Consider the following 24,052-nt stretch of genomic DNA (forward strand, 5'->3'; position numbering starts at 1 on the left):
AAGCCTCGGGTTGTCATCCGGCAAATATTAAGATTGTTAAAAATATCAAGTTTTAGGAACTTTATTCTGTAGAATTATAAAGGGAAAATTCGGCATATCTGAAAAATAAAGGATTATCTTGGTTTTTAAATTAGACAAATAGCTCAGGGGTTATTGATTTTATGTTCTCTCAAAAGGGGATTTCCTCTGTATTATTAAGTTTCATTTTTTTAGGGCTTTCTCTGCTGTGGGGGTGTAATACATCTTCTTCTGATTTGTTGGGAAAAATTACAGTTGGTATTGTTAGTTATGAAACCGCCGAACAAGCCCTTCAGCAATATCAACCCTTTCGAGATTATTTAGCTAAACAGACAAAAACCATCGTAGAAATCGAACCTGCCTTTAGTGAATTACAGGCGGTAGACCAAATAAAACGTCAAGTGTGGTCAGTGGTATTTGCGCCTCCTGGGTTAGCGGCTATGGCAATTCAAGAGGCTGAATATACCCCTATCTTTCCACTCCAAGGCTTGAATGATTACAGCATCATTGTGGTCAGAAAAGAAAGCGAAATTTATACCCTTAAAGATCTTTCTAATAAAAAAATAGCATTGGGACAGAAAGGATCATTAGCCGGATACTATTTACCTCTATATGATTTATATGGATTAACTTTAGCAGAAATTCAGTTTGCACCCACACCCAAAATAGCGTTAGATTGGTTAAAAATTGGTAAATTAGATGCCGTTGCTGTTTCAGAAAATCAATTTCTAAATTATTCACCTCAGTTTAAATCAAGCCCTTTTCGGATATTACATAAGTCTCGTCAAATTCCATCAGGTTCGGTCTTGTTTTCATCTACATTTAATCCTCAACAACAGGAAAATCTGAAAAAGATTTTACAAGATGCTCCTCCAAATCTGATTGAGCAGGCTGGCTACCTTCCCCATATCCAACCCGATGATTATCAACAAATCATTCAGTTTATGGAAAAAGTTCAACCCCTAGAAAGAAAATTACGAGACACTCCCGTTATTTTAACGGCTCAGTCAACGGTTAAAACCAAATAACCAGGCTATTTTACCCTTTTTATAGATTAATAATACCTCTCCCCTACTAAAAAAGGGGAGTTGAATCTGCTTAGGGATTTAAGCGTTTGCGTTTGGCTTTATAGCTGCGAACACTGGTGACAATTAAGGTGACAATGGTAATGGGAATTACAAAACTGATCATCACAAAATTAAACAAAGGAAGCTCAGAATGTTTTGAAGAATCGAGGATTAAATAGGTGGCATAGGCAAAATAGTAAGCCAAAAAAAGTACACCTTCCCAACGGTCAATAGATTTGCCCGTATAAAAAATAGGGAAACAGGAAATTGCCACGGCAATCATCACCGGAATATCAAAATTTAACGCCGCAGTGGAAACATTAATTCCTTCTGGGGATACGGCGGAGGAAAGTCCTAATACCGCCAGAATATTAAAAATATTGCTTCCGATTACATTACCCACAGCAATATCCCGTTCTCCCCTAATTGTAGCCACAACAGAACTCGCTAATTCTGGCAGGGAAGTTCCGGCGGCGATAATGGTTAATCCGATAACTAATTCGCTGACTCCAATGGCTCTAGCGATGGAAATTGAACTTTCAACTAGCCAATTAGATCCTTGAACTAATAATACCAATCCAATCCCAATAAAACCGATATTAATAATCCAATTTTTCGGCGTATTTTCAACTAGATTCAGGGATTCATCTCCGTCAGATTCCTCATTTTTTTGTTTCTTAGCTTCATAAATTAAAAACAGAGTATAAACAATTGCTCCAATAAATAAAATCGTGCCATCAACCCGACTAATTTTGCCATCACTGGCAAACATTAAGGTTAAAAAAGATACCCCAATCATAATCGGAACATCTAACCGAATTAACTGATTGGCTACCATTAAAGGCGCAATTAAAGACGAAATTCCTAATATGATTAACACATTAAAAATATTACTCCCAACAACATTTCCTAATGCGATATCGGGTTGACCTGCTAAACTCGATTGAATACTAACTGACATTTCGGGAGAACTGGTTCCATAAGCAACAATTGTTAGCCCCACAAGTAAGGAAGGAATTCCCAAAATTGAAGCAATGGTTGAAGCACCCCGAACTAATAGTTCTGCTCCTAAAACCAATAAGACTAAACCCGCTATCAATAACAGAATCACGCTCAAGCTCATACAATAAAAATCCTTAACCGTTAAAATTAGGTATCTGTGTTTACAATGAAAGATTACAACCCCTTTTGTCAATCTATCATGGGTTTAATCAACTTTGTTGATGAGGGTGTGGTAAAGTGGAGGGGGTTAGGATTGTCACCCAGATTGACAGAATTTGTTAAAACAATAAATTTTGAGGAATAAAACATGACTTATGCAGAAGATTTAACAACTTTAGTAGTTGTTGCTTACCCGGAACAAGAGAAAGCCAAAGAAGTTTTGAAAGAGCTCAAGGAATTGCAAACACAAGGAATTATTTCGATTGTGAATGCTGCGGTTATGGTTAAGAATGAAAAAGGCAAAGTTTCTATTAGTGAAACTGGAGATACCGATGCCAAAGGCGGCGCAATTATTGGTGGAATTACGGCGGGATTAATTGCCCTTTTTAACCCGATTGGAGCTTTGGGAGTCATTGCTTTAACCGCAGGTGGAGCAGGAGTTGGAGCTTTAATTACTCATTTTATGGATTTGGGATTTCCCCAAGAAGATCTTAAAGAACTTTCTGAATCTTTAACCCCAGGAAGTTCGGCGATTATTGCTTTAGTTGAGCATACTTGGGTTGATAAATTAACGGAAACTTTAGAGGAGTATGCCGGAAAATTGTATAAACGTTCGATTAAATCGGATATTGCGTCTCAACTGGAAACAACGGCAAAAACCATCAGTGCTGACCTTGAATCTACGCCCCCGGAAGCCTAATTAATCTAAGTAAAAATAGGTGGAGGTTTCCACCTATTTGATTTTTTGGTTTAGAGCATTCTGGGAAATCTTAGTGATATAAATTGTAACAATTACCGTTGCGATTAACCCTATTCCATAGAATAACCATTCTACCGACGTACGCGATCGCCCTCCCATCCCTAACTGGGCTAAACTGCCAATTAAAGATCCTATATAAACATATAAAATTGTACCGGGTAACATCCCAATCCAAGAGGCTAGGAAATAATCTTTTAAGGAAACATTCGTTAGTCCAAAGGCATAATTAAGTAAATTAAACGGAAAAATTGGGGAAAGGCGAGTTAAACCCACAATTTTCCATCCCTCTTGACTTACGGCTTGATCAATAGCTTTAAATTGTTCATAATTTTCTAGTTTTTTAGTTACCCAATCCCGGGCAAAATATCGTCCAATTAAAAAGGCAAAGGTAGCCCCAATTATCGACCCAATAGAAACATAAATCGAACCCCAAACCACCCCAAAAATAACTCCCGCACCCAAAGTTAATAGAGAACCAGGGACAAATAATATTGTGGCTAAGTTGTAGATAATAATAAATGCAACTGGCCCCCACAAGCCTAAATTAGCAACCCAATCTAAGAGATTTTTTAATAAGTCTTGAACGCCCATTTTATTCTCCCACGTCTTTAAAATTATATCCCTGAGCAGGTTGGTCTTGAAAACTTTCTTATGTCTTTGTGGTTAAATTTAGCTTGACTCTTGTTAATATCAGAGTGCTAACGGCTATAATTCTAAATTAAAGATCCCCCACAACTAGAACCACATCCGGCGGTACATCCATAACAATAGGAAGCTGTTTTTACGGTGTTAATTAAATCTAAACTATTAGCATCTAATAAATCACTAACTGTTAATAATTTTCCCGAAGCATTCCGGGCGGGAATATTTTCCATTTGGTTAAAGTCACAATCATAAATATAGCCTTGATAATCAATAGATAATTGATTCCGACACATTAAATTAGATACTGTTTCGGGATTATAATTAGATTCTAAAAACTCTAAATAGGAAGATTCTAATTTTTTCTGCTGTAAATAAGACTTTGTGCGCCCGATGGGTAAATTGGTAATGGTCAAGAGTTGATTAAAATTAATATCAAACTGTTGTTTTAAATAATCTTTATAGGTTTGTTCAAGTTGAGATTGTTCCGGCGGTAAGGTAAACTTTTCAGCCGTTGGTAAGGCGGGGTTATAAACCAAATCTAAGATTAATTCCGGTGTTTTACCATAGCCCAAACGGTTTAACCCTTGAATTGCTTGAATTGAATCCTGATAGACTCCCTTTCCTCGCATTTTATCTACATTATTTTCTAAATAACAAGGCAAGGATGCAATAATTCTTAATTGATGATTGGCACAATATTCGGGTATATCTTCATAACCTGGGACAAAATAAAGCGTTAAGTTAGACCTAACAATCACTTGTTTTCCTCGGTTTCTGGCTGCTTCTACTAAAGGTTTAAATCCATAATTCATTTCTGGGGCACCTCCGGTTAAATCCACCGTTTTAATTTGGGGAAAACGATTAATTAATTCAATCAATTGTAGACTAATCTCTAGGTCTAGTTCTTCGGTACGTTTTGGCCCAGCTTCGACATGACAATGATTACAAGCTAAATTACACCGTTTTCCTAAATTAATTTGTAATATTGTAATCGGTTGTTTTGTGAGGGGAAAACCGAGTTTCTGTGAAAACGGGGTCAACGTTGTTTGAATCATGAGTTAAATGGGGATTAACTGTAATATTTATCCTGTGTTAATTTTAGCATAAGAATAGCGATATAATCTTATTAAAGATTAAATTTCTCATTTCAATGTTACCTTTCCTTTCTCGTATCCCGTCTTTACATCCAGAATCAAAATTACTGACTGTCTGGGAAACCTTACTGGTTTTTGTCACCCTATATAACTGTTTTATTATTCCCTTTCGCATGGCGTTTAATGCCATAATTTTTGATTTTTGGTTTCTGATAGATTGTCTGGCAGATTTTATTTTAATTTTAGATATTTTTTTGAGATTTCATATTGGTTATATTGATGAGGGAGAAATCGTTAAAGACAAGCAAAAAATTAGCTATTATTATCGGAATACAGACTTTAAATCTAATCTATTAGCGAGTTTACCGATCGATATTTTGATCCATTTATTTTTTCCTAACACCTCTCTAATTTTAATGGGTTTAGCTAGAATTCCCAGACTGCTAAGATTTCCCCAATGTTTCTTGATATTCAAAAAATGGGACAATAATGTTTATTTTAATTCGGCTGTTATCCGAATGTTTGAGTTATTAATTATTGTATTTCTAATTGATCATTGGATAGCCTGTTTGTGGTTTTTTATTGGAAATACAACTGGAAAATCAGGAGAATCTTGGCTACAAGTTAAGGATTTGTATTTAGAAAATACAACAACACAATATTTGCATTCCTTATATTGGTCAATCACAACTTTAACAACGGTAGGTTATGGTGATATTACGCCTCAAAATAATATTGAACTTATCTTTACATTTATAGTGATGTTTTTGGGTGTATCATTATATGCCTTTATTGTTGGAAATGTAGCAGCAATAATTGCTAATTTAGATGCCAGTAAAAACCGATTTCGAGATAAATTAGGTCGAGTTCAATCCTATATGGGGGAAAGAAAAATTCCCCGATCTTTACAAAAAAATGTCTTAGATTATTACCAATATATGTGGGAATATAATCGAGATATATCCCTAGATTTTGAATTATTAGACGAACTCCCTCACTCCCTAAAAACCCAAATATATTGTTATCTCTATCAAGAATTATTAGAAAAAGTTCCTATTTTCCAAGATGCTGAACCCTGTTTTATTGAAGACTTAGTAACTAAATTAAAACCTAGAATTCTCCCCCCTCATGACTATGTAATTCGAGAAGACCAAATGGGTCATGAAATGTACTTTGTCAAACGCGGACAACTGCAAGCCTTTTCTGAAAAAACCGGAAAAGTTTATAGCGTTATGGAGCCCGGTTGCTTTTTTGGGGAAATTGCCTTACTTTATGATAGTCGTCGCACAGCTTCGGTGAAAACCTTAACCTATTGTGAGTTATTTGTTCTGTATAAGGAAGATTTCGATAAAGTCCTAGAAAATTATCCGAAATTCTCAGAAAGAGTTAAACAAATTGCCGAAAAACGGTATCAGTCCCGGGAATAATTTTTATCCAGTGATTAGCCCCATGAATGACAGAAAAATGCTAATCACTGAGAATTTATCGATTAATCGGCTGTTCCAATTGTGCCGGACGACCCGTAATATTAAATCTCTGCATCAAATACAAAACCCCCGCCGCCATAAACACCCCAAAAACCAACCCAATTACCGTTAAAATAATAAACGAACGTTGAATAATTTCTACGGTTCTAGGGTCATGTTTTACCCCTTTAACATCTTCGATTTCTTCAGAAACTTCACTGGGCTCGGGTTGGGGAAAGTGCAGTTTATTGGCGTTGCCATTTTGATTAAACGGGTCAGGATTATTAGAAGGAAAATTCATAATCAAATCCAAAATGATTTAAACCGTTAACTAATTCTATTATAGAGATACTCGGATTTACTGAATTTGTTCCCTTTTAACCATGACTGTCCTTTCCCCCGAACTGAAACACCGTTTATCCACACCCCTAAAAATTGGCACTGTAGAAGTCAACAGTCGCGTCCTCCAATCCCCCCTATCCGGTGTCACCGATTTGGTTTTTCGGCGTTTAGTGCGTCGCTACGCCCCCGACTCCATGATGTACACCGAAATGGTTCACGCCAGCGAGGTTTGTCATGTGCGGGGACTTCCGAAAATTATGGAAGTTGACCCCAACGAACGCCCGATTAGTATTCAATTATTCGACTGTCGCCCCGATTTTTTAGCCGACGCTGCCCAAAAAGCCGTCCAGGAGGGAGCCGATACCATTGATATTAATATGGGTTGTCCGGTGAATAAAATTACCAAAAACGGCGGGGGGTCTTCATTATTGCGACAACCGGAAATGGCGGAAACTATTATTCGGTCAGTGGTGGCGGCCGTGGATGTGCCTGTCACCGTAAAAACCCGGATTGGTTGGAGTGATGAAGAAATCACGATTTTAGATTTTGCCCGTAGAATGCAGGATGCGGGGGCAAAAATGATCACCATTCACGCCCGCACCCGCGCCCAAGGTTATCACGGTCAGGCAAAATGGGATTGGATTCGACAGGTTAAGGAACAGTTAAGGATTCCCGTGATTGCCAATGGCGATATTTTTTCTGTGGAAACGGCGATTCAATGTTTACAAGAAACGGGTGCTGATGGGGTGATGTGTTCCCGGGGAACCCTGGGTTATCCGTTTTTAGTGGGAGAAATTGACTATTTTTTGAAAACCGGAGAATTTAAAACCCTTCCCTCCGTAATTGAACGGTTGCAATGTGCAAAAGAACACTTACAAGCACTGTGGGAATATAAGGGTGAACGGGGGATTTATCAATCTCGAAAACATTTAACCTGGTATGCAAAAGGGTTTCCTGGGGCCCACGAATTACGGGATCATTTGGCCAGAATTGAAACGGTTGCCCAAGGATGGGAATTATTAGATGATGCAATAAATCAGTTATCCCAGAACAGTTTTGTGGCTTAGAAAACTTTAAAATCATACAAGGGAACACCGGAACAGGTAAGAAAGTCGCAAGCTGATAGAGTTTGATAATGGCTTGATGTCCTAATTGCCCTGAATACTCTTATAAAACAACCCTGGTTTTGTAGAGGTGAGGTATCCTTGCCCCTAGAGGAAATAATTAGTGAGGAATGATGATGGAAACATTAAAAGGACGGGATTTTTTAAGTTTGGCGGATGTGAGTATTGAGGAACTCTATTTTTTATTAGATTTAGCGACAAAATTAAAATCAGGAATGGTCAAATTGCGTCGCAATAAAGTATTAGGATTAATATTTTCTAAGGCTTCAACTCGAACTCGGGTAAGTTTCACCGTAGCCATGTATCAATTAGGCGGTCAAGTAATTGATTTAAACCCCAATGTTACCCAGGTGAGTCGGGGGGAACCTTTAGTGGATACCGCTAGGGTTTTAGATCGATATTTGGATATTACGGCTATTCGTACCTTTGAACAAAAGGATTTAGAAACCTTTGCTAATTATGCCGAAATTCCGGTAATTAATGCTTTAACTGATCGAGAACATCCCTGTCAAGTTTTAGCGGATTTAATGACGGTTCAAGAATGTTTTGGAACCTTAGAAGGTTTGACTTTAAGTTATTTTGGCGATGGGGCTAATAATATGGCGCATTCCCTATTATTAGGCTGTGCTATGGTGGGAATGAACGTTAGAATTGCGACACCAGCTAACTATTTACCCGACGCCGATATTGTTGAACAGGCAAAAAATATTGCTCAAGGAAAAACAGAAGTTATGATTACTGATGATCCCCTAGAAGCCGCTCACGGATCTGATGTTGTTTATACTGATGTTTGGGCTAGTATGGGACAGGAAGAAGAAGCCAGGGCTAGAATTCCTCTATTTCAACCCTATCAAGTTAATTCCAAATTAATGGAAAAAACCGCCGATAATTCGATTGTTTTACATTGTTTACCCGCCCATCGGGATGAAGAAATTACCGATGAAGTTATCGAGGGATCTCGGTCAAAAGTTTGGGATGAAGCGGAAAACAGAATGCACGTTCAAAAGGCATTATTAGCCGTATTATTAGGAGATGATTAACTTTTAGACCCTCTGAAAAAGCAAGCGATCGCCAAAATTATCCCACATCCCGATCCCTACCAAAAACACAGCCTCCCTAACCCATGCCGTCAGGTAACATCCTAACTGCCACCGATGTCCTAAATTTACTCGTCAGTGGGATCGACAGAATCACCTTAGAAAACGAACTCACCGCCTCAGCTTGGATATCCACCCCAGCTAGAGGCGGCTCAAAAAGCGGTATCGGCATAACCTGGACTAGCCCAAACAATCAATCTAGCGTCAGAATTATGACTAAACCCGATGGTTCGTCCTATGCCCGCGTTTACAATGGCTCCGGAGGTGGCGCACCCGAAGAACAACCCCTAAACGCATTAGGACAACCTGGAATTCGTGCACAAACCCACTTTATTTTACTTCCCTAATCTCACCCCAAAACCCACTATGAATTTTGAAGAAATCTGGCAACAATACGACTTTACCGAAGCAGAATTACTCTCAATGGGATGGCAATTTCCCTATAATTATATCCTCAATCTTAACTACTACTGGGAACTCAATCCCACTAACACAAATTCTGAAATTGCCACCACCGAACAACCCCTAAAACTTATCCTAAAATCTTGTATTCGGCTCGATCTACAACTCAAATCAAATCCTAACGAATTAGAGCAAATTCCGGCTAATCTTGGCACAATTATCGGCTGGGGTAAAGTGACTCCTTCCCCTTGGTTAGAAAACCTCTCCCTTTCCCCTGATGAATGGCTTCATCTATTTTTTGATATCGGTGGAAACAACAAAATCGAAGCTCTTTGTCAGTCAATAGTCATCGAACAATTAGCCAAACAATCCTTAGCACTGATTTCGTAATCAGTTAAGAAACTAAATTTATTCAAAGCCAACTATTAACAACAAAAAAATTGACAAATTTGTTCAATAAAGATAAAATTTAGATAATTTATATCTTGATTTATTAAAAATAATGAATACTATTAAATTGCGAAAGCACATCGAGCAAAATCTTTTACAAATTTCGGCAGACAACCTAAAGATAATAGCTGAATTTGTTGAATTTATTAAACAAAAAGAAAACCCTGAAAATATTAATTATCCATTGCCAGAAAATATTTCTTATAAACCCGCTTCGGGTCAGTCGGTATTGCGACACGCTGGTCAGTGGGTTGGTGATGACTTACAAGACTGTCTTGACTTAGTTAATCAAACCAGAGGAAAAGTATTGGTCAATAGACATATTAATCCTTTTGAATAATGTATCTTTTAGACACGAATCATTGTAGCCTTATTCTCCTCGATAACCAAGCTGTTATCCAAAACATAGAACAGGTAGGAGAAACTAATATAGCTACCTCAATTATTACAGCAGGTGAGCTAATTTATATGGCAGAAAATTCCACTAATAAAGATCAAAACTTAATCCTAATCAACCAGTTTATTGAAGATATTAGAGTTTATTATATTGATCAAGAAACCGCTAAATTCTATGGACAAATTAAAGCAGCCTTAATCAAAGAATTTGGCCCCCAACAAAAAACTAAACGAAAAACAACTAAAATAACAGAATTAGGTTTTGATGAAAATGATCTGTGGATAGCTGCTATTGCTCGGCGTTATAATTTTACCCTAGTGACATCTGATAGTGACTTCAACCGCATCAAAACAGTTATCAGTTTGACCCTAGAAAATTGGAGAGCATAAAGTATCGCGATCGCTTATTTCCTAAAGCCCCTTAGAAAGCTAGGTGTTTTCCAAGGGGCTACGATGTTAGTAGGACTTAAATAGGGAGAGTTGGATGTAATTAGGGCTAAATCGGAAAGGGTCGGGAGTGGGGGTATTTTCAGATACAATCCTATCTAATTTACCGGGATATTGACCTTCTAATTTTAACCAATGTTGAAGAATTTCTTCTCGGTGATCTTGGGGGTCAACCAGACGATAAACCCGGATTCGTTTTTTAGCTTCTGTTTGCGATCGAACACAGGTTAAACCATAGCCAATTTTATCTAAAAAACGCCGTAAAATTGTAATCGGACTCGAATTTTTAGCCAGCCCAATCCCAATAATTGTTTTAATAGCATTGCGATCTTTGAGGGCAATTTCCGCAATGGTTTGTAAGTCAGTATCGGTATTTTTTAAATCCCGGTTGGGATTTTTCAGTAAAGCAGGAATCCCCAATAATTCCATAATTCCAATAATTGCGCCCAACTGAGAACGGTTAAAATCAGGAGCAAAAATATTTCCCTGTCCCTGCTCCATTAATCGTCTAGCAATTAGAGCATCTCGACCGATTAAATAGGGACGACCTAGAGTTAAGAAATAATGAATTCTGAGTTGTTCATACCATCCCTGATCATCTTTATTAATGACATCGGAAGTAACAGCAATACCGTAACGTAATTTTAACTCATATTTACGGATAGCCCGGCGTTCTTCGGGGGTTTTCGTTAACTTCTGTTGGAGATAGTAATATTGACTATCACTGAGATCTAACGCATTCATTACCGCCACAGATTCCGCTTGATAATTCTGATCTTTTACCGCTAGAATGAGTTCATTTAAACTGGGACGTTCTGAACATTCGGGTTTAAATTTTTGAGTGGATTTAATCGAGTTTTTGGGTATTTTTTTGGCTTGTGGAATCTCAATAATCTGATGACCCTCTGCCATTAACGCGGTTAAAATTGTCTCTCGATAACGCGCCATTCCCGCATTAAATCGCACTGCCATTTTTGCCCAAGCGATTAAGGATTCTGCTTGAAATCCCATTTCTAAATCATCTAAGGTTTCAAAATCCGATTGTTGCAATAGACGAATATTTAAACGGGTTAATTTTTGCCCACTACTCAGTAAAGAACTCATAGAGGTTGTGCCATTTCCTACCTGATTAAACCCTCGATTTGCCATCCAAATAAATCGCGGAATATTCTCTCGAATTCTTCCCAAAGCTTGACGAACGGAATTTTCCGCTTGAATCCCTTGAAATATTCCCCAAACCGAGGTAAAATGGTTATTAATTTCAATACTAACTCCCGTCTCAATTGAGGGCGACGCTAATACAATATCATAGCGTTTTAGTACCTGATTCAAGTCAGAAATTGCCCCATAAGCCGAATGACTAGGATCAGCTAAGGATTCGGAATCTATTCTTAAAATAGAGCGATCAGGAAATTGGGTTTGTAAATAGGTTTCTAGGGTGCGAGTCCCCCATTGACTGGCTAATTTTTGGGCAGATAAACAAACAAAAGGTTTCCCCCCTTCAGCAATATGTTGTTCTAGGTCTTTTACCAGTTGGTCAGGGGTATTTCCTAAATAGTTATGAATTTTCCCGGCTTGATTCTTTGAGGGTTGCCATTCATTTTGAATAATAAAAGGTTGCAGATGTACCCCCGATAGGCTAGTTAAGTAATCAATGGAAATATCACTTAAATCAGCATCGGAAATCACGACTTGACCCTTGCCCCCTAAAATATTTTGCATCAGGATTTTAAAGGATTTAAGGATAGAAACTCGATGGTTTTGACAGGTTTCTGAGTTTAATCCATGCCATAATACTTGTTCAACTTCATCCAAAATTACTAACCCATTTGACCAGTCTTGGGCTTGAAATTTAACCCCGGAATTAGGATGGAGAGAGTCCATACATAATCCATATCCTAGGGCAGAATTAGGGGTATCCACGGGGGATTTCATGTATTGTAATCCAAACCGTTGACAGAGGGATTCAATTAGTCGAATTCGATGACCAATGACTAAAACCCATTGACCCTTTTTAATCGCTTCTTGAACTATAGTTTCTATAACTTTAGTTTTTCCGGTTCCTTTCGGGGATTTAATGGCGATTAGTTTGGCGGATTCAGGTATTTTTAGATCGGATAAATAACGGCTATTGAGAGCAATATCGGCGGCATAGGTTAACCGATTAAAAGAAAAAGCTTTCCAGGTTTCTAAAGGGGTTGCATTTTGATACGCCTGATCAAATATTGTTTGACCTTGTTCGGCAATTAAATCATCAACTCCTTTGCCTAACTGTGGATTCCAATTGACTATATACACAGAACATTCTGCTTTTGTGAATAAATATCCTGTTTGCTGAATCGCTGAATTAACGGCTTTAATAGTTCTGGGTTTGGTATCTTGATCAAATACCATATAAATTTTACGATTAGCAGTTGCAAAAGGCTGTAATTGTTCAATTAAAGCAGGTTTAGCAATTCTATTTCCATATTGATCTCGGGGAACTCGATACCCGCTATGAATCCCAGGAAGTGCGATCGCAATATATCCGGCTGTTAGTAATGCTCCGGCTTTTTTCGCTCCTTCTGTAATACATAAAGGCAGTTCTGGATGATCAATAACCCAACGCCAAAATCCTAAATCTGGCTGATGAAGTTGCAGGTCAGAAGGATGAATATTAACGCCATATTTTTTAGAAATTTGTTCCCAAATCTTCCGGGAAATTCTTAATGCAAAAATCCCCATCGGTGTGTTAGGAGGATGTTCATATTTAATTAATTTTTCCTGATCTGAATTTAAACGAGGATTTATGGGTTTAAAACATCCCCATAAATCAGGATTTCCGGTCAAAATATTCATCCCAGAACACCACCATCCTCCTTCATAAAGATGCTGATAACGGTTAAGAATAGGCTGAGAGATACGACCCGTATTTAATCGGGGAAGGGTATCAGAATAGAGGAGATAATCTAACGGACGATACCCCTCCAAAGGAATCACATTCAGTTGGGTTAGTTCTTCATCTACGCCGCTTTTTGTCCACTCTGTCAAATAGTCCATTTCTCTCCCGTTTCAACTCCGAATTTTTAAGCGTAACCTCAGGATGAAACTCTGACTATAAATTTTTGTAAACGTTTTGACGTCAAAGTGAATTTTTATCGACAAATAGGTACAATTTATGCTAGATAAAACTAAAAATCATATTCCACTTCCAAAATTTCCGTATATTCAAATTCATTGGGACTTTGATGGACTAAGGGATAGCGATTTCCGGCTAATTCTATCCAGTCTTCCTCACAATCGGTTTTGGGAGAATTGTAGGATAAAACATACTCTCGTCCGATGCGTTTTTCCATCTCTTGCGCCACTTCTCCGCGCCATTGAGTCTTCGTAACTAAAACAATTAATTGATTCGCTAATTGAGGAATAATACTCGCAATTTGTCGCCGATAAATTTCATCTAAACTGCCAAAAGGAGAGTCCATAACAATCGGAAATGTACTACTATCGGGGCCCATTAAAGTATTTTTTTGACTCCATTCCCTCACGCCTTCAATCACACCCCCAATAAACGATAAACTTAAAATTTGATTTTCCCCCGTGGAAGCGGCGACTTCTGCTTCCTCTCCGGCCGTGCTTTCTACTAATTTTAATTCATATTTTTCGGTTAATTTTGGTAAATAAGGGGTAAAGGAAATTTGACTAAATAGCTTCTGAACTCGTTTTTCTAACTCATGGCGAAATTGCTGGTCTAAATACTGTTTAACCTCACTCAAACGCAGTATGGCATCCTGAGTCACAGCAATTCTTCTTTGAACTAAAAGTTGTTTCATTTCATTCATTTGTTGCTTATCAATTTGTCGAGATAAACTCTCAATGGTCTGCTTAAAAGTTTCAATTTGCTGTTGATTTGAGCCAGTTTCTCGATTCAGTTCACTAATTTTTAGTTCAATTTCATCTAAACGTTTTTGTAACTCTTGAATATCCTCATTCGGAAACTTTCTCAGTTTATTTGTAATACTATCGAGTTCATTTTCAATCCGTTGTAATTCTTCTCTATTCGTTTGAATATTTAGTTGTTGATGATTGATTTCTTGCCAAAATTCAATCCCTTGTTTGTCTAATTCATCGACTTGGCTACTCAAACGAATTGCTGTTTCATCAATATCAGCAGTTCCGGCTCGATTTAACAGGTGTTCAACCTGTTCACATTCAGTTTTTCCTGAGATTAACTCCGCCCCACAAATACATCGTTTTTGCTCTAATAAATTTTGCACAAAATGTTTTGTGATTCCGGTATTTAACTCCCCCCGTTCTCTCATTCCTGAAAATAAACTTCTAAATTTTCCCGTTAATTCCGGGATTAAAACCGTATAGGCTTTAGTAGAAATAGCCCGATTAATAGCAATATGAGCTTGATGGAGTTGTTCTCTTAATAATTGTTTTTTGCGTTCTAATTCATCTCGCAATTTTTGTAATTCCGCCGCCCCACTTAACTCCATTAAGTGTTCACTTAGGGTACATTTTATCTGTTTTAAATTCTCTAACTCTTGGTTGATTTCTGTCTGTCTTCGCGATAATTTATCAATTTCCTGCTCCGCTTTTTTCTTGTCTTGTAAATATTTTTTAGTTTCGGGATTTCCAATAATTGCTAAATCCGTTTCTAGGGATTTTTTAGCTTCTCCTAAATGTTTGATAGAGCGATTTAAAACTTCCACACCCAATAATTCTTTAGTCGCTTCAGCAATTTCTAATTTACGTTCATCCCTAACAATTTGCTCAATTCGCTCTCCATCAAAAAAGAAATATTGATGTAAACTTAAGGGTAAAATTCGATTAATAATTTCCTCCGGTGGGTGAGGTGGTATTACCCAGCGTCCATCATCTCCAGCTACTTGCATTGATAATTCACTGCGACTCTGTTCTATCTCATTCCCATTTTTATACGCTCGACAAATTCGTTTAACTGAATATCGTTTATGATCATGATCAAAAACTAATTCCACCCAACATCCTATGGCTTTTGTGGGTTCGGCTTCATTTAAAGCTCGTTTATTAACTAAATGTTCGGAAATAGAAAATGCTGCACTAAACTTTTCATATAAAACCCAAGTAAAAGCATTCATTAAGGTCGTTTTTCCGGCTCCATTATTACCATGAATAACGGTTGTATTCCGTTCTCCAAACGCTAAATGAATTTCTGGAGTTTTTCCATAAAATTGTCGAAAGTTGCAGAGTTGAATCGAAATTAATCTCATTTCACCACATCCTTAATAATTTTGAGAATATCATCATTAATATTCCGGGGATTTTTCATATATAGTTTATCTCGTTCCGCTTGTAATACCCGTTCAATAATTTCTCGCACTTCCGGGGAAGCATTGATAATTGGGTCTTGAGCTTCTTTAGGATTAATATTATCCCCATAAGTGGATTTTTTCTCTGAGAAAACATTAGCAATGGTGCTAATAATACTTTCAGAATATTTAAACATTTTAATAGGCGCGACATGGCAATTATGATCATTTTAATCTGAAATTGACAAAAAAATGCGACAAAGCTGAGTTTTAAACCACAAGAGTTGATTAGTCTTAACAAAAATTTATCTTTGGTTGTTGTAATATAAAATACCGTGCTTGTCACCTAATGACTGTTATGGATCAAAAATGTGTTGACAATGTGTATACAAAGCTGTTAATCTGGAATCAAGCAACAAATCAGCAATTTAGTTTAGCTCTCACAGAGGTATCATTTATGTGTGGGTCAGAATCTCAAGAGTTAGTCAGCCAAACCCGCGAGGTAACGATCAATATCCGAGCCAAGCAGAATCAACGGGATTTTATCGATCAAGCGGCTAAAATACAAGGCAAAAGCCGATCAGAGTTCATGCTTCAAACAGCTTACGAAAAAGCCCAAGATGTTATTTTAGGTCACTGTTTTTTTGGGCTAGATGAGGATAAATTTCAGAAATTCGTGGTGCTGTTAGATACACCGCCTATGCAAAATGAGAAATTACAGGCATTGTTAAATACTAAATCGCCGTGGGATTAGATAAAGATCGAGACAAACTTAGCCCTCCTGAAAAACTAAATCCGTCACATCAAATTGACAACTTTGATTCGGGTAACAGTCAGTTAGATGACTGGCTCAAGCGTCGTGCTTGGAAAAATGAGTTAGAAGGGGCTTCCCGTACTTATGTTCTTTGTGTGGGTGAAGTTGTCGTTGCCTATTACTGTCTTGCCAACGGCGCAGTAGCTCAAACTATTGCTCCAGGACGAGTTCGGCGTAATATGCCCGATCCAATTCCGGTTATGGTGATCGGAAGATTGGCCGTTGATCGGCAGTGGCAAAACCAAGGTATCGGGGGTGCTATGCTACGAGATGCGATTCTTCGCACGCTACAAGCGTCTGAAATTGCCGGAATCCGAGCAATTCTCGTCCATGCTATCTCGGAAGATGCAAAGCTCTTTTATCAGAAGTATGGGTTTACCGCCTCGGAGATCGATCCGATGATATTGATGGTAAAAGTTAGTGATGCTATTATTTCACTTAAGTTAGGGTGAAAGCCAGGGTTTGTTATAAATCTAATAACCCATATCGTTTTTGTAACTGAAGTAATTTTAATCTCGCTTCCCCGGCATTATCAGCTAAATTGGCAAATTCCAAAAACCGTTTTAACTCTTTTCTTAACAAATTACGTTCAACTTCTAAGGTATTTCTATCTAAATCTGGCGGTAATACAATCATATCAAATAAAGTTGCCCGTTCTTTCCCCGGATGGGGTCTTAAAATTCTTCCCCGTCGCTGAATAAATTGTCGAGGATTACAACTACTGGCTAATATTACCGCATTTTGAATCGCTGGAATATCAACTCCTTCATCTAAACACCGAATAGCAACTAATCCTTGTAATTCTCCCTGTTCAAATTGTTGGCGTAATTTTTCCCGTTCAATTAAAGGGGTTTCGGCGGTATAAGTATTCACCCGATAACCTAATTCTGACCCCAATAACTCAACCGTTGCTTCTAATTGTCGAGGGGAATAATCCTCTAGGGTTTCTACACTGCCATCCCCACAATAAAATAAAGTATGGGTTGTATGTAACCGGGTTTTCATTAACTGGCGTAGGGCATCTAACTTATTACTGGCGGAGGCAATTAACCGAGATCTTTGGATGAGTAAAGCGGTGATAGTTTCGTTCTGTTCCCAGTCTTTATCCTCCATTAATGCCCACCCAATACGAGTAGTTAATCGATGATAAGCTCGACTTTCAGCTTCGGTTAATTCCACTAAAATCGGATAATATAAATACCGGACTAATGCCCCTTGACTAATGGCTTGCGCTAAGGTTAATTCCGGTTGTAAAACAGGCCCAAAATAGTCTAAAATAGCCTCGCTTCCACTCTCATCAAAATGTCGTTCAGGCGTGGCAGAAAGTGCTAATCTCAAGCCAATATTTCGGGGTAAACTTTCTTCTAATCTGGGACTTCCTAAATTATGGGCTTCATCCCCAATAATCAGGGTTTTTTCAGGAAAATAACGGATTTGAGATTGCAAACCTTCAGAAATTAAGGTGGAATTAGTAGTAATAACCGTTAAAAAAGACTGAGTTCCGGCTCTTAATTGATATAATTCCGTTGATAACTTTCTTTGCCAATGGCGCACACTTTCAAAGGCTAAAATCGGTTGTAATCCAAATTTTTTAGCCTCCTTTTCCCATTGAATGACTAAATGGCGATAGGGACAAATAATGATAACTGCTTGTAATCCAATTTGATCATATAATTGAGTGGCGATCGCTAAAGCTGTAATAGTTTTACCGCTTCCAGTTGCCATTTTCAAGGTTCCCCGTCCCCGATTTGCAAACCAGTTATTTACCGCTTGCTGTTGATAGGTTCGTAGATGCAAAGATGGGGGAATTTGAGGACAAAATAAGCCATTACCCATTATACAGTTATCATTTATTGGTGGGCTATAAGTACCAAGCGCATCTGTCAACTTATTAACTATAGCAAGTCTAAATCAGTTGCACAAAAGCATCATATAGTTAAAATTCAAAATCGGGATGATAGGATTTGAACCTACGACCCCCTCGTCCCGAACGAGGTGCGCTACCAAGCTGCGCTACATCCCGATGCCTTAATTAAGACACCTTTAGTGAGTATAACACAGAAAAGATCAGTTAGGATCTATAAAGATGTGAATTTATTAGGAAAAGGTAGCCCGTGGTAGTCAAGCCAGACTGGTTAAGAGTCAAAGCCCCTCAATGGGAGCGTGTTGGCAACGTTAAAGGGATTTTGCGGGATTTAGGCTTAAACACCGTCTGTGAGGAAGCCTCCTGTCCCAATATTGGGGAATGCTTCAATGCTGGAACCGCCACATTTTTAATTATGGGGCCAGCCTGTACCCGGGCTTGTCCCTACTGTGATATTGACTTTGAGAAAAAACCCCAACCCCTAGATATTACTGAACCGGAAAGATTAGCGGAAGCGGTACGACGCCTGAACTTGAATCATGTTGTGATCACTTCTGTCAACCGGGATGACCTACCCGATGGCGGCGCGTCCCAGTTTGTTCGGTGTATTGAGGGGGTGCGATCGCTCTCTCCCCAAACCACTATTGAGGTCTTAATTCCCGATTTGTGTGGGAATTGGGACGCCTTAGAAATAATTTTGCAGGCTAAACCGGAAGTTCTCAACCACAATACCGAAACCATCAAACGGCTGTATCGTCGGGTTCGTCCCCAAGGCGACTATCAGCGCAGTTTAGAGTTATTAAAGCGATCGCGCCAACTCAGACCCGAAGTTTATACTAAATCTGGGTTAATGGTGGGACTGGGTGAAACCGATGGGGAAGTTCGAGAGGCCATGGAAGATTTACGGGCCGTTGATTGTGATATTTTAACCTTGGGTCAATACCTCCAACCCACACCCAAACATTTAGCCGTTGGGGGATTTATCCCACCCGAACAATTTGATACTTGGCAGCAGTTTGGTGAGTCTATCGGTTTCTTACAGGTGGTGGCTTCTCCCCTAACCCGCAGTTCCTACCACGCAGAACAGGTACGAGCCTTAATGCAGCGATATCCGCGTTGATACCGTAGTGAGTCCTTTAGGACTCCCTCTCAAGGTTCGAGCCTTAATACAGCGATATCCGCGTTAATACCGTAGTGAGTCCTTTAGGACTCCCTCTCAAGGTTCGAGCCTTAATACAGCGATATCCGGGTTGATACTCCAGTTTCCCAAAATTGAGACAAAATAGAGAGAATATTCTAACCCTTGAGAACGATGACTTGCTGCATCAACCCCCAATGTCCGAACCCAAACAACCCCGATAATACGGTTTACTGTCAAAGCTGCGGTGTCCCCATACCCGACTTCCTGCGGGGACGGTTTCGCATGATCAAACTGTTAGGACAAGGGGGGTTTGGTCGGACTTATTTAGCGGAAGATATCGATAAATTGAATGAGAAATGTGTGGTGAAACAGTTTGTTCCCATGATACAAGGAACAGCAGGACTACAAAAAGCTTTAGAATTATTTGAACGAGAAGCGAAACAACTACAACAACTGGGACACCATTCGCAAATTCCGGCATTATGGGCTTATTTTTCAGAAAATAATCAACTCTATTTAATTCAGCAATATATTGAAGGGGAAACTTTAGATAAGATTTTACAAAAACAAGGGGTTTGGACAGAACAGCAAGTTAAGGAATTATTAATCAGTTTGTTACCTGTTCTCAAATTTATTCACCAGCAAAAGGTGATTCACCGTGACCTCAAACCCGATAATATTATGCGTCGTCGGAATGGGGAATATGTGTTAATTGATTTTGGGGTAGCGAAAGATTTATCAGGAACGGTAGTCTATACCCAAGTCGGAACCCGTGTTGGTTCCCATGGATATGCAAGTCGGGAACAAATGCAAGGCGGGGAGGCTTATGCGGCCAGTGATTTATATAGTTTAGGGGTGACTTGTTTTTATCTATTAACTAAAATTTCACCTCTGGAATTATGGTTAGATGACGGTTACAGTTGGACGACAAATTGGCAAAAATATGTCAAGCAAAATCTTAGTCCACAATTAAAGAAAGTTCTTGATCAGCTACTAAAAAAAGATATTGGAGATCGTTATTCTTCTGCTGATCAGGTGTTACAGAATTTACAGATAATACGACCACCACAACCAGCGCCAACACCGAAGCCAACACCGAAGCCAACACCGAAGCCAACACCGAAGCCAACACCGAAGCCAACACCAAAGCCAACACCGAAGCCAACACGCACCCACAATAATCATATTAACTTCTGGGTGGGTTTATCTATTGGGATATTGCTGTTAGTCGGATTATCTATTGGGATATTGCTGCAAGTCAGATCTAGCAAGGCTAAATCAGTCATTCCGATCAGCAATTCTACAATATCACCAACTCCCATAGCCGTTGCCACAACCGCCCCCTCACCCCAAGTATCCTCGCAAGACCCCACCTTGGTTGCCACTCTCACCGGACATTCAGAGCCTGTCTCCTCTGTAGCCTTCAGTCCCGATGGTCGGACGTTAGCTAGTGGGAGTGATGACGAGACGATAAAATTGTGGGATGTGCAGAGCCAACGGCAAATTGCCACTCTCACCGGATATTCAGGTTCTGTCTTGTCTGTAGCCTTCAGTCCCGATGGTCGGACGTTAGCCAGTGGGAGTTATGACAACACGATAAAATTGTGGGATGTGCAGAGCCAAGGGAAAATTGCCACTCTCACCGGACATTCAAGTGTTGTCTGGTCTGTAGCCTTCAGTCCCGATGGTCGGACGTTAGCCAGTGGGAGTTTGGACAACACGATTAAATTGTGGGATGTGCAGAGCCAACGGGAAATTGCCACTCTCACCGGACATTCAGATTATGTCGTCTCTGTAGCCTTCAGTCCCGATGGTCGGACGTTAGCTAGTGGGGGTCACGACAAGACGATTAAATTGTGGGATGTGCCGAGCCAACGGAAAATTGCTACTCTCACCGGACATTCAGAGTCTGTTGACTCTGTAGCCTTCAGTCCCGATGGTCGGACGTTAGCCGGGAGTTTTGACAAGACGATTAAATTGTGGGATGTGCAGAGCCAACGGCAAATTGCCACGCTCACCGGACATTCAGAGTCTGTCGGCTCTGTAGCCTTCAGTCCCGATGGTCGGACGTTAGCCAGTATGAGTGGGGACAAGACGATTAAATTGTGGGATGTGCAGAGCCAACGGCAAATTGCTACTCTCACCGGACATTCAAGTGATGTCTTGTCTGTAGCCTTCAGTCCCGATGGTCGGACGTTAGCTAGTGGGAGTTATGACAACACGATTAAATTGTGGCGAGTGCCGTAGGGGCGGGTTCGAGTAGCAGAAACCGGGTTTCTCAAGATATCTTGATTTGTAGCAATTAACTTAATTAGAAACCCGGTTTCTTTGGGTATTTGCGATCGCATTCGGGGCGGGTTTAGCCAGATTTTTGCTAATTAACAGAGATGAACGCGAACCCGCCCCTACGATATAGAAATATTTCTGTTATTCTAAAACAAGGAAACAATATTATTAATTGCTGTGATTATGATTAGACGAGTAACAATTTATTCCGGTGAAGATGGTTACTGGGTGGTTGAATGTCCGAGTTTACCCGGTTGTGTGAGTCAGGGTAAAACTCAAGAAGAAGCATTAATCAATATTAAAGAAGCAATTCAAGGCTATATTTTAGCTTTAGAAGAAGATGGTTTACCTGTACCCCAGGAAAATGTTGAGACTTTAGAAAATTTACTGTTAGTGGTATGAGTAAATTGCCTAGAATTTCAGGTAAGGAATGTGTTAAAGCTTTAGAGAAAGTGGGTTTTTATCTAAGACGACAACAAGGTAGCCATCTGATTCTCAGACGTAATGAACCTTTAACACAAGTCGTTGTTCCAAATCATTCCGAACTGGATAAAGGAACTTTAAGATCAATTATTAGAGGTGCTGGCTTAAGTGTCGATGATTTTTTACGATTACTGTAATCTATATTGAAGGCAATAAACCCTAGTTATCAGGTCTTTTGGCAAATTGCGATCGCATTCAGAAACCCAGTTTCTCAAGATATCTTGATTTGTAGTAATTAATTTAATTAGAAACCCGGTTTCTTGGGATATTTGCGATCGCCGATAGGTGTAACCGAGACGTTGATCATGGTGTTTTGATCTTAAAATAAGTTAATATTTTTTCATCCTGAGTAATTAATGATAAGCCGTTAATCTTAGCCGTTGCGACGATAATTTGGTCGGCGGGATCTGCATGAAATCCAGAGAGTCGAGTAGATTCTAGGATAATTGGCAGGTTTAATGGTAGCAATTGAATACCGGGGTATTTTAGGGCGAGTTCGAGCCATTCTTCTATAGAAGACTCAAAAGTTAGTCTATTTTTTTCGACTAATTTGGCAATTTCCCAGCAAGAAATGATACTGATTCCTATACCACTTGTTTGATGTGCTAGAATGATATCGCGGTTTTGGGGTGACAGTTTAGGATGATCGTCAACCCACCAAATCCAGATATGAGTGTCTAGGATAATCATGTTAGCGCCTCCCAGTCTTCTACGGCTACGGGTTCGTAGGGATATTCATAGCGAATGACTTTTCCGCGCAGGGGATGTTCAGAGGTAAGCTGTGGTAAGGAAGTTGAGCGCATATCATTTTTGACAGTTTGTAAAATGGCTTCAATGATTAGGATACGATCTTCGATTGATGTTCCTTGCAGTTTTTCTAGGATATCTGATTCAATCATTTGTTTATTCTTGTATGATTAGGGGTAGGTTTAGCATTCGGGGCGGGTTTAGCCAGATTTATACTAATTAACAGAGATTGTCTCGAACCCGCCCCTACAATTGAGGGATTTGATAATAGGGGAAAGTGCGATCACTATAAATAATATTATGGAAAGTCAACCCAGGGAGATTCAACGTTATGTGACACCAGATGGTAAAATTCCCTTTGATCAGTGGTACGAATCCCTAAGCGACGCTAAAACTCAATATAAAATAGATGCAAGGATAGAACGAATTGCGTTAGGTAATTTAGGAGATTACCGTTTTGTAGGAGCAGGGGTTTATGAGTTCAGAATTAATTATGGCCCTGGTTATCGCCTTTACTTTGGACAAATCGGATTAAAAATTGTGTTATTGCTGTTTGGGGGAGATAAAAGCACCCAAAAACAAGATATTCGTCAAGCTCAGGAGTATTGGAAAGATTATGACAAACATTAAAATACCAACTTCTAAACCCTATCAGGATTTTATAATTGAAAAGCTGAAAAATTCTGAACACGCTGCGGGTTTTTTGACCGCAATATTAGAAGAAGAAAACCCCGAACCTGAATTATTGAAAAATGCGATCGCTAAGGTAATTGAAGCAAAATATCAAAATCAAGATTTATCAAACGAAGCCAAATTATGTTATGAAAAACTTAATCACCTGTTAACAGAATCAGGTTGTGCTGAAATTTATGGTTTTATTGAATTATTGAATAGTTTGGGATTTGAGATTTCAATTCATGTTAAAGAATATATTACAGAAATTGACGAATAAGAACCTGCGATCGCTTGATC

The 24,052-nt window shown here is 39.0% G+C and carries 27 protein-coding genes and 1 tRNA gene; 17 read left to right on the plus strand and 11 right to left on the minus strand.

Annotated elements, in window-relative coordinates; genetic code table 11:
* Positions 1-161: 161 nt before the first annotated feature.
* A complete protein-coding gene (locus PL9631_RS18210; RefSeq protein WP_083622482.1) occupies positions 162-1,046 on the plus strand; it encodes a phosphate/phosphite/phosphonate ABC transporter substrate-binding protein in 885 nt (294 codons plus the stop codon).
* A gap of 70 nt (positions 1,047-1,116) precedes the next feature.
* Here the strand turns inward: PL9631_RS18210 and PL9631_RS18215 are convergent, their stop codons facing one another.
* Entirely contained in the window at positions 1,117-2,208 is a 1,092-nt protein-coding gene (locus tag PL9631_RS18215; protein ID WP_083622483.1) for a calcium/sodium antiporter, read from the minus strand.
* Positions 2,209-2,394: 186 nt separating this feature from the next.
* Between PL9631_RS18215 and PL9631_RS18220 the strand changes: the two genes are divergently transcribed.
* Positions 2,395-2,946: a DUF1269 domain-containing protein gene (locus PL9631_RS18220; protein WP_083622485.1), complete on the plus strand. Its 552-nt coding sequence runs from the start codon at positions 2,395-2,397 to the stop codon at positions 2,944-2,946.
* Positions 2,947-2,979: 33 nt separating this feature from the next.
* Here PL9631_RS18220 and PL9631_RS18225 read toward each other — a convergent pair whose 3' ends face one another.
* On the minus strand, positions 2,980-3,597 hold the full coding sequence (locus PL9631_RS18225; RefSeq protein ID WP_083622486.1) for a TVP38/TMEM64 family protein: 618 nt from the start codon (positions 3,595-3,597) through the stop codon (positions 2,980-2,982).
* 122 nt (positions 3,598-3,719) lie between these two features.
* Positions 3,720-4,706 (minus strand): arsenosugar biosynthesis radical SAM (seleno)protein ArsS, encoded by a 987-nt coding sequence (arsS, locus tag PL9631_RS18230; RefSeq protein ID WP_083622488.1) that lies wholly within the window; start codon positions 4,704-4,706, stop codon positions 3,720-3,722.
* A 95-nt stretch (positions 4,707-4,801) separates the two neighbouring features.
* Between arsS and PL9631_RS18235 the strand changes: the two genes are divergently transcribed.
* Positions 4,802-6,172, plus strand: coding sequence for an ion transporter (locus PL9631_RS18235; RefSeq protein WP_083622489.1), 1,371 nt, complete (start codon positions 4,802-4,804; stop codon positions 6,170-6,172).
* Positions 6,173-6,227: 55 nt separating this feature from the next.
* Here the strand turns inward: PL9631_RS18235 and PL9631_RS18240 are convergent, their stop codons facing one another.
* Positions 6,228-6,512, minus strand: coding sequence for a hypothetical protein (locus tag PL9631_RS18240; protein WP_083622491.1), 285 nt, complete (start codon positions 6,510-6,512; stop codon positions 6,228-6,230).
* Positions 6,513-6,594: 82 nt separating this feature from the next.
* Between PL9631_RS18240 and dusB the strand changes: the two genes are divergently transcribed.
* The 6 genes from dusB to PL9631_RS18270 all read left to right on the plus strand — a co-directional run bounded on the left by dusB (position 6,595) and on the right by PL9631_RS18270 (position 10,412).
* Positions 6,595-7,620: a tRNA dihydrouridine synthase DusB gene (gene dusB, locus PL9631_RS18245; RefSeq protein ID WP_083622492.1), complete on the plus strand. Its 1,026-nt coding sequence runs from the start codon at positions 6,595-6,597 to the stop codon at positions 7,618-7,620.
* Positions 7,621-7,793: 173 nt separating this feature from the next.
* Positions 7,794-8,717: an ornithine carbamoyltransferase gene (gene argF, locus PL9631_RS18250; RefSeq protein WP_083622494.1), complete on the plus strand. Its 924-nt coding sequence runs from the start codon at positions 7,794-7,796 to the stop codon at positions 8,715-8,717.
* Between the two features lie 83 nt (positions 8,718-8,800).
* Complete coding sequence (locus tag PL9631_RS18255; protein WP_156090621.1) at positions 8,801-9,121, plus strand: hypothetical protein; 321 nt, start codon at positions 8,801-8,803, stop codon at positions 9,119-9,121.
* Between the two features lie 19 nt (positions 9,122-9,140).
* Complete coding sequence (locus tag PL9631_RS18260; protein ID WP_083622495.1) at positions 9,141-9,566, plus strand: hypothetical protein; 426 nt, start codon at positions 9,141-9,143, stop codon at positions 9,564-9,566.
* Positions 9,567-9,678: 112 nt separating this feature from the next.
* Positions 9,679-9,966 (plus strand): hypothetical protein, encoded by a 288-nt coding sequence (locus PL9631_RS18265; RefSeq protein ID WP_083622497.1) that lies wholly within the window; start codon positions 9,679-9,681, stop codon positions 9,964-9,966.
* Positions 9,966-10,412 (plus strand): type II toxin-antitoxin system VapC family toxin, encoded by a 447-nt coding sequence (locus PL9631_RS18270; protein WP_083622498.1) that lies wholly within the window; start codon positions 9,966-9,968, stop codon positions 10,410-10,412. The genes PL9631_RS18265 and PL9631_RS18270 overlap by 1 nt, the downstream gene beginning before the upstream one ends.
* Positions 10,413-10,478: 66 nt before the next feature.
* Here the strand turns inward: PL9631_RS18270 and PL9631_RS18275 are convergent, their stop codons facing one another.
* From PL9631_RS18275 to PL9631_RS18285, 3 genes are all read right to left on the minus strand, one after another.
* Positions 10,479-13,508 (minus strand): plasmid replication protein, CyRepA1 family, encoded by a 3,030-nt coding sequence (locus PL9631_RS18275; RefSeq protein WP_083622500.1) that lies wholly within the window; start codon positions 13,506-13,508, stop codon positions 10,479-10,481.
* Positions 13,509-13,639: 131 nt separating this feature from the next.
* On the minus strand, positions 13,640-15,706 hold the full coding sequence (locus tag PL9631_RS18280; RefSeq protein WP_083622501.1) for an AAA family ATPase: 2,067 nt from the start codon (positions 15,704-15,706) through the stop codon (positions 13,640-13,642).
* The gene (locus PL9631_RS18285; protein WP_083622503.1) at positions 15,703-15,942 is read right to left on the minus strand and encodes a hypothetical protein; all 240 of its coding nucleotides are present in this window, start codon (positions 15,940-15,942) and stop codon (positions 15,703-15,705) included. Before PL9631_RS18285 ends, PL9631_RS18280 begins: the two co-directional genes overlap by 4 nt.
* Positions 15,943-16,094: 152 nt before the next feature.
* On the opposite strand from PL9631_RS18285, the gene PL9631_RS18290 reads away from it, so the two are divergent.
* Together PL9631_RS18290 and PL9631_RS18295 are read left to right on the plus strand one after the other, a co-directional pair.
* Positions 16,095-16,499: a type II toxin-antitoxin system TacA family antitoxin gene (locus PL9631_RS18290; RefSeq protein ID WP_231516778.1), complete on the plus strand. Its 405-nt coding sequence runs from the start codon at positions 16,095-16,097 to the stop codon at positions 16,497-16,499.
* Positions 16,490-17,011, plus strand: coding sequence for a GNAT family N-acetyltransferase (locus PL9631_RS18295; protein WP_083622504.1), 522 nt, complete (start codon positions 16,490-16,492; stop codon positions 17,009-17,011). The genes PL9631_RS18290 and PL9631_RS18295 overlap by 10 nt, the downstream gene beginning before the upstream one ends.
* Before the next feature lie 13 nt (positions 17,012-17,024).
* On the opposite strand, the gene PL9631_RS18300 is transcribed toward PL9631_RS18295, so the two are convergent.
* Both PL9631_RS18300 and PL9631_RS18305 read right to left on the minus strand, forming a co-directional pair.
* Positions 17,025-18,395: a DNA phosphorothioation system restriction enzyme gene (locus PL9631_RS18300; RefSeq protein ID WP_083622506.1), complete on the minus strand. Its 1,371-nt coding sequence runs from the start codon at positions 18,393-18,395 to the stop codon at positions 17,025-17,027.
* A 113-nt stretch (positions 18,396-18,508) separates the two neighbouring features.
* Positions 18,509-18,582: transfer RNA gene (locus PL9631_RS18305), tRNA-Pro, on the minus strand.
* A gap of 91 nt (positions 18,583-18,673) precedes the next feature.
* Here PL9631_RS18305 and lipA point away from each other — a divergent pair.
* The 4 genes from lipA to PL9631_RS18325 all read left to right on the plus strand — a co-directional run bounded on the left by lipA (position 18,674) and on the right by PL9631_RS18325 (position 22,470).
* Positions 18,674-19,543: a lipoyl synthase gene (gene lipA / locus PL9631_RS18310; protein ID WP_083622507.1), complete on the plus strand. Its 870-nt coding sequence runs from the start codon at positions 18,674-18,676 to the stop codon at positions 19,541-19,543.
* A 192-nt stretch (positions 19,544-19,735) separates the two neighbouring features.
* Positions 19,736-21,811: a serine/threonine-protein kinase gene (locus PL9631_RS18315; protein WP_156090622.1), complete on the plus strand. Its 2,076-nt coding sequence runs from the start codon at positions 19,736-19,738 to the stop codon at positions 21,809-21,811.
* A gap of 222 nt (positions 21,812-22,033) precedes the next feature.
* Positions 22,034-22,252, plus strand: coding sequence for a type II toxin-antitoxin system HicB family antitoxin (locus PL9631_RS18320; protein WP_197046425.1), 219 nt, complete (start codon positions 22,034-22,036; stop codon positions 22,250-22,252).
* On the plus strand, positions 22,249-22,470 hold the full coding sequence (locus tag PL9631_RS18325; RefSeq protein WP_083622509.1) for a type II toxin-antitoxin system HicA family toxin: 222 nt from the start codon (positions 22,249-22,251) through the stop codon (positions 22,468-22,470). The genes PL9631_RS18320 and PL9631_RS18325 overlap by 4 nt, the downstream gene beginning before the upstream one ends.
* Before the next feature lie 166 nt (positions 22,471-22,636).
* Here the strand turns inward: PL9631_RS18325 and PL9631_RS18330 are convergent, their stop codons facing one another.
* Positions 22,637-23,023, minus strand: coding sequence for a type II toxin-antitoxin system VapC family toxin (locus PL9631_RS18330; RefSeq protein WP_083622510.1), 387 nt, complete (start codon positions 23,021-23,023; stop codon positions 22,637-22,639).
* On the minus strand, positions 23,020-23,232 hold the full coding sequence (locus PL9631_RS18335; protein ID WP_083622512.1) for a hypothetical protein: 213 nt from the start codon (positions 23,230-23,232) through the stop codon (positions 23,020-23,022). The genes PL9631_RS18330 and PL9631_RS18335 overlap by 4 nt, the downstream gene beginning before the upstream one ends.
* A gap of 148 nt (positions 23,233-23,380) precedes the next feature.
* Here PL9631_RS18335 and PL9631_RS18340 point away from each other — a divergent pair, with 148 nt between their 5' ends.
* Both PL9631_RS18340 and PL9631_RS18345 read left to right on the plus strand, forming a co-directional pair.
* A complete protein-coding gene (locus PL9631_RS18340) occupies positions 23,381-23,710 on the plus strand; it encodes a type II toxin-antitoxin system RelE/ParE family toxin (RefSeq protein WP_079676879.1) in 330 nt (109 codons plus the stop codon).
* Positions 23,697-24,032, plus strand: a complete 336-nt coding sequence (locus PL9631_RS18345; protein WP_083622514.1) for a transcriptional regulator — start codon at positions 23,697-23,699, stop codon at positions 24,030-24,032. Before PL9631_RS18340 ends, PL9631_RS18345 begins: the two co-directional genes overlap by 14 nt.
* The last annotated feature ends 20 nt before the right edge of the window (positions 24,033-24,052 follow it).

Source organism: Planktothrix paucivesiculata PCC 9631, assembly GCF_900009265.2.
In the GTDB taxonomy this organism is placed as follows: Bacteria; Cyanobacteriota; Cyanobacteriia; order Cyanobacteriales; family Microcoleaceae; genus Planktothrix; species Planktothrix paucivesiculata.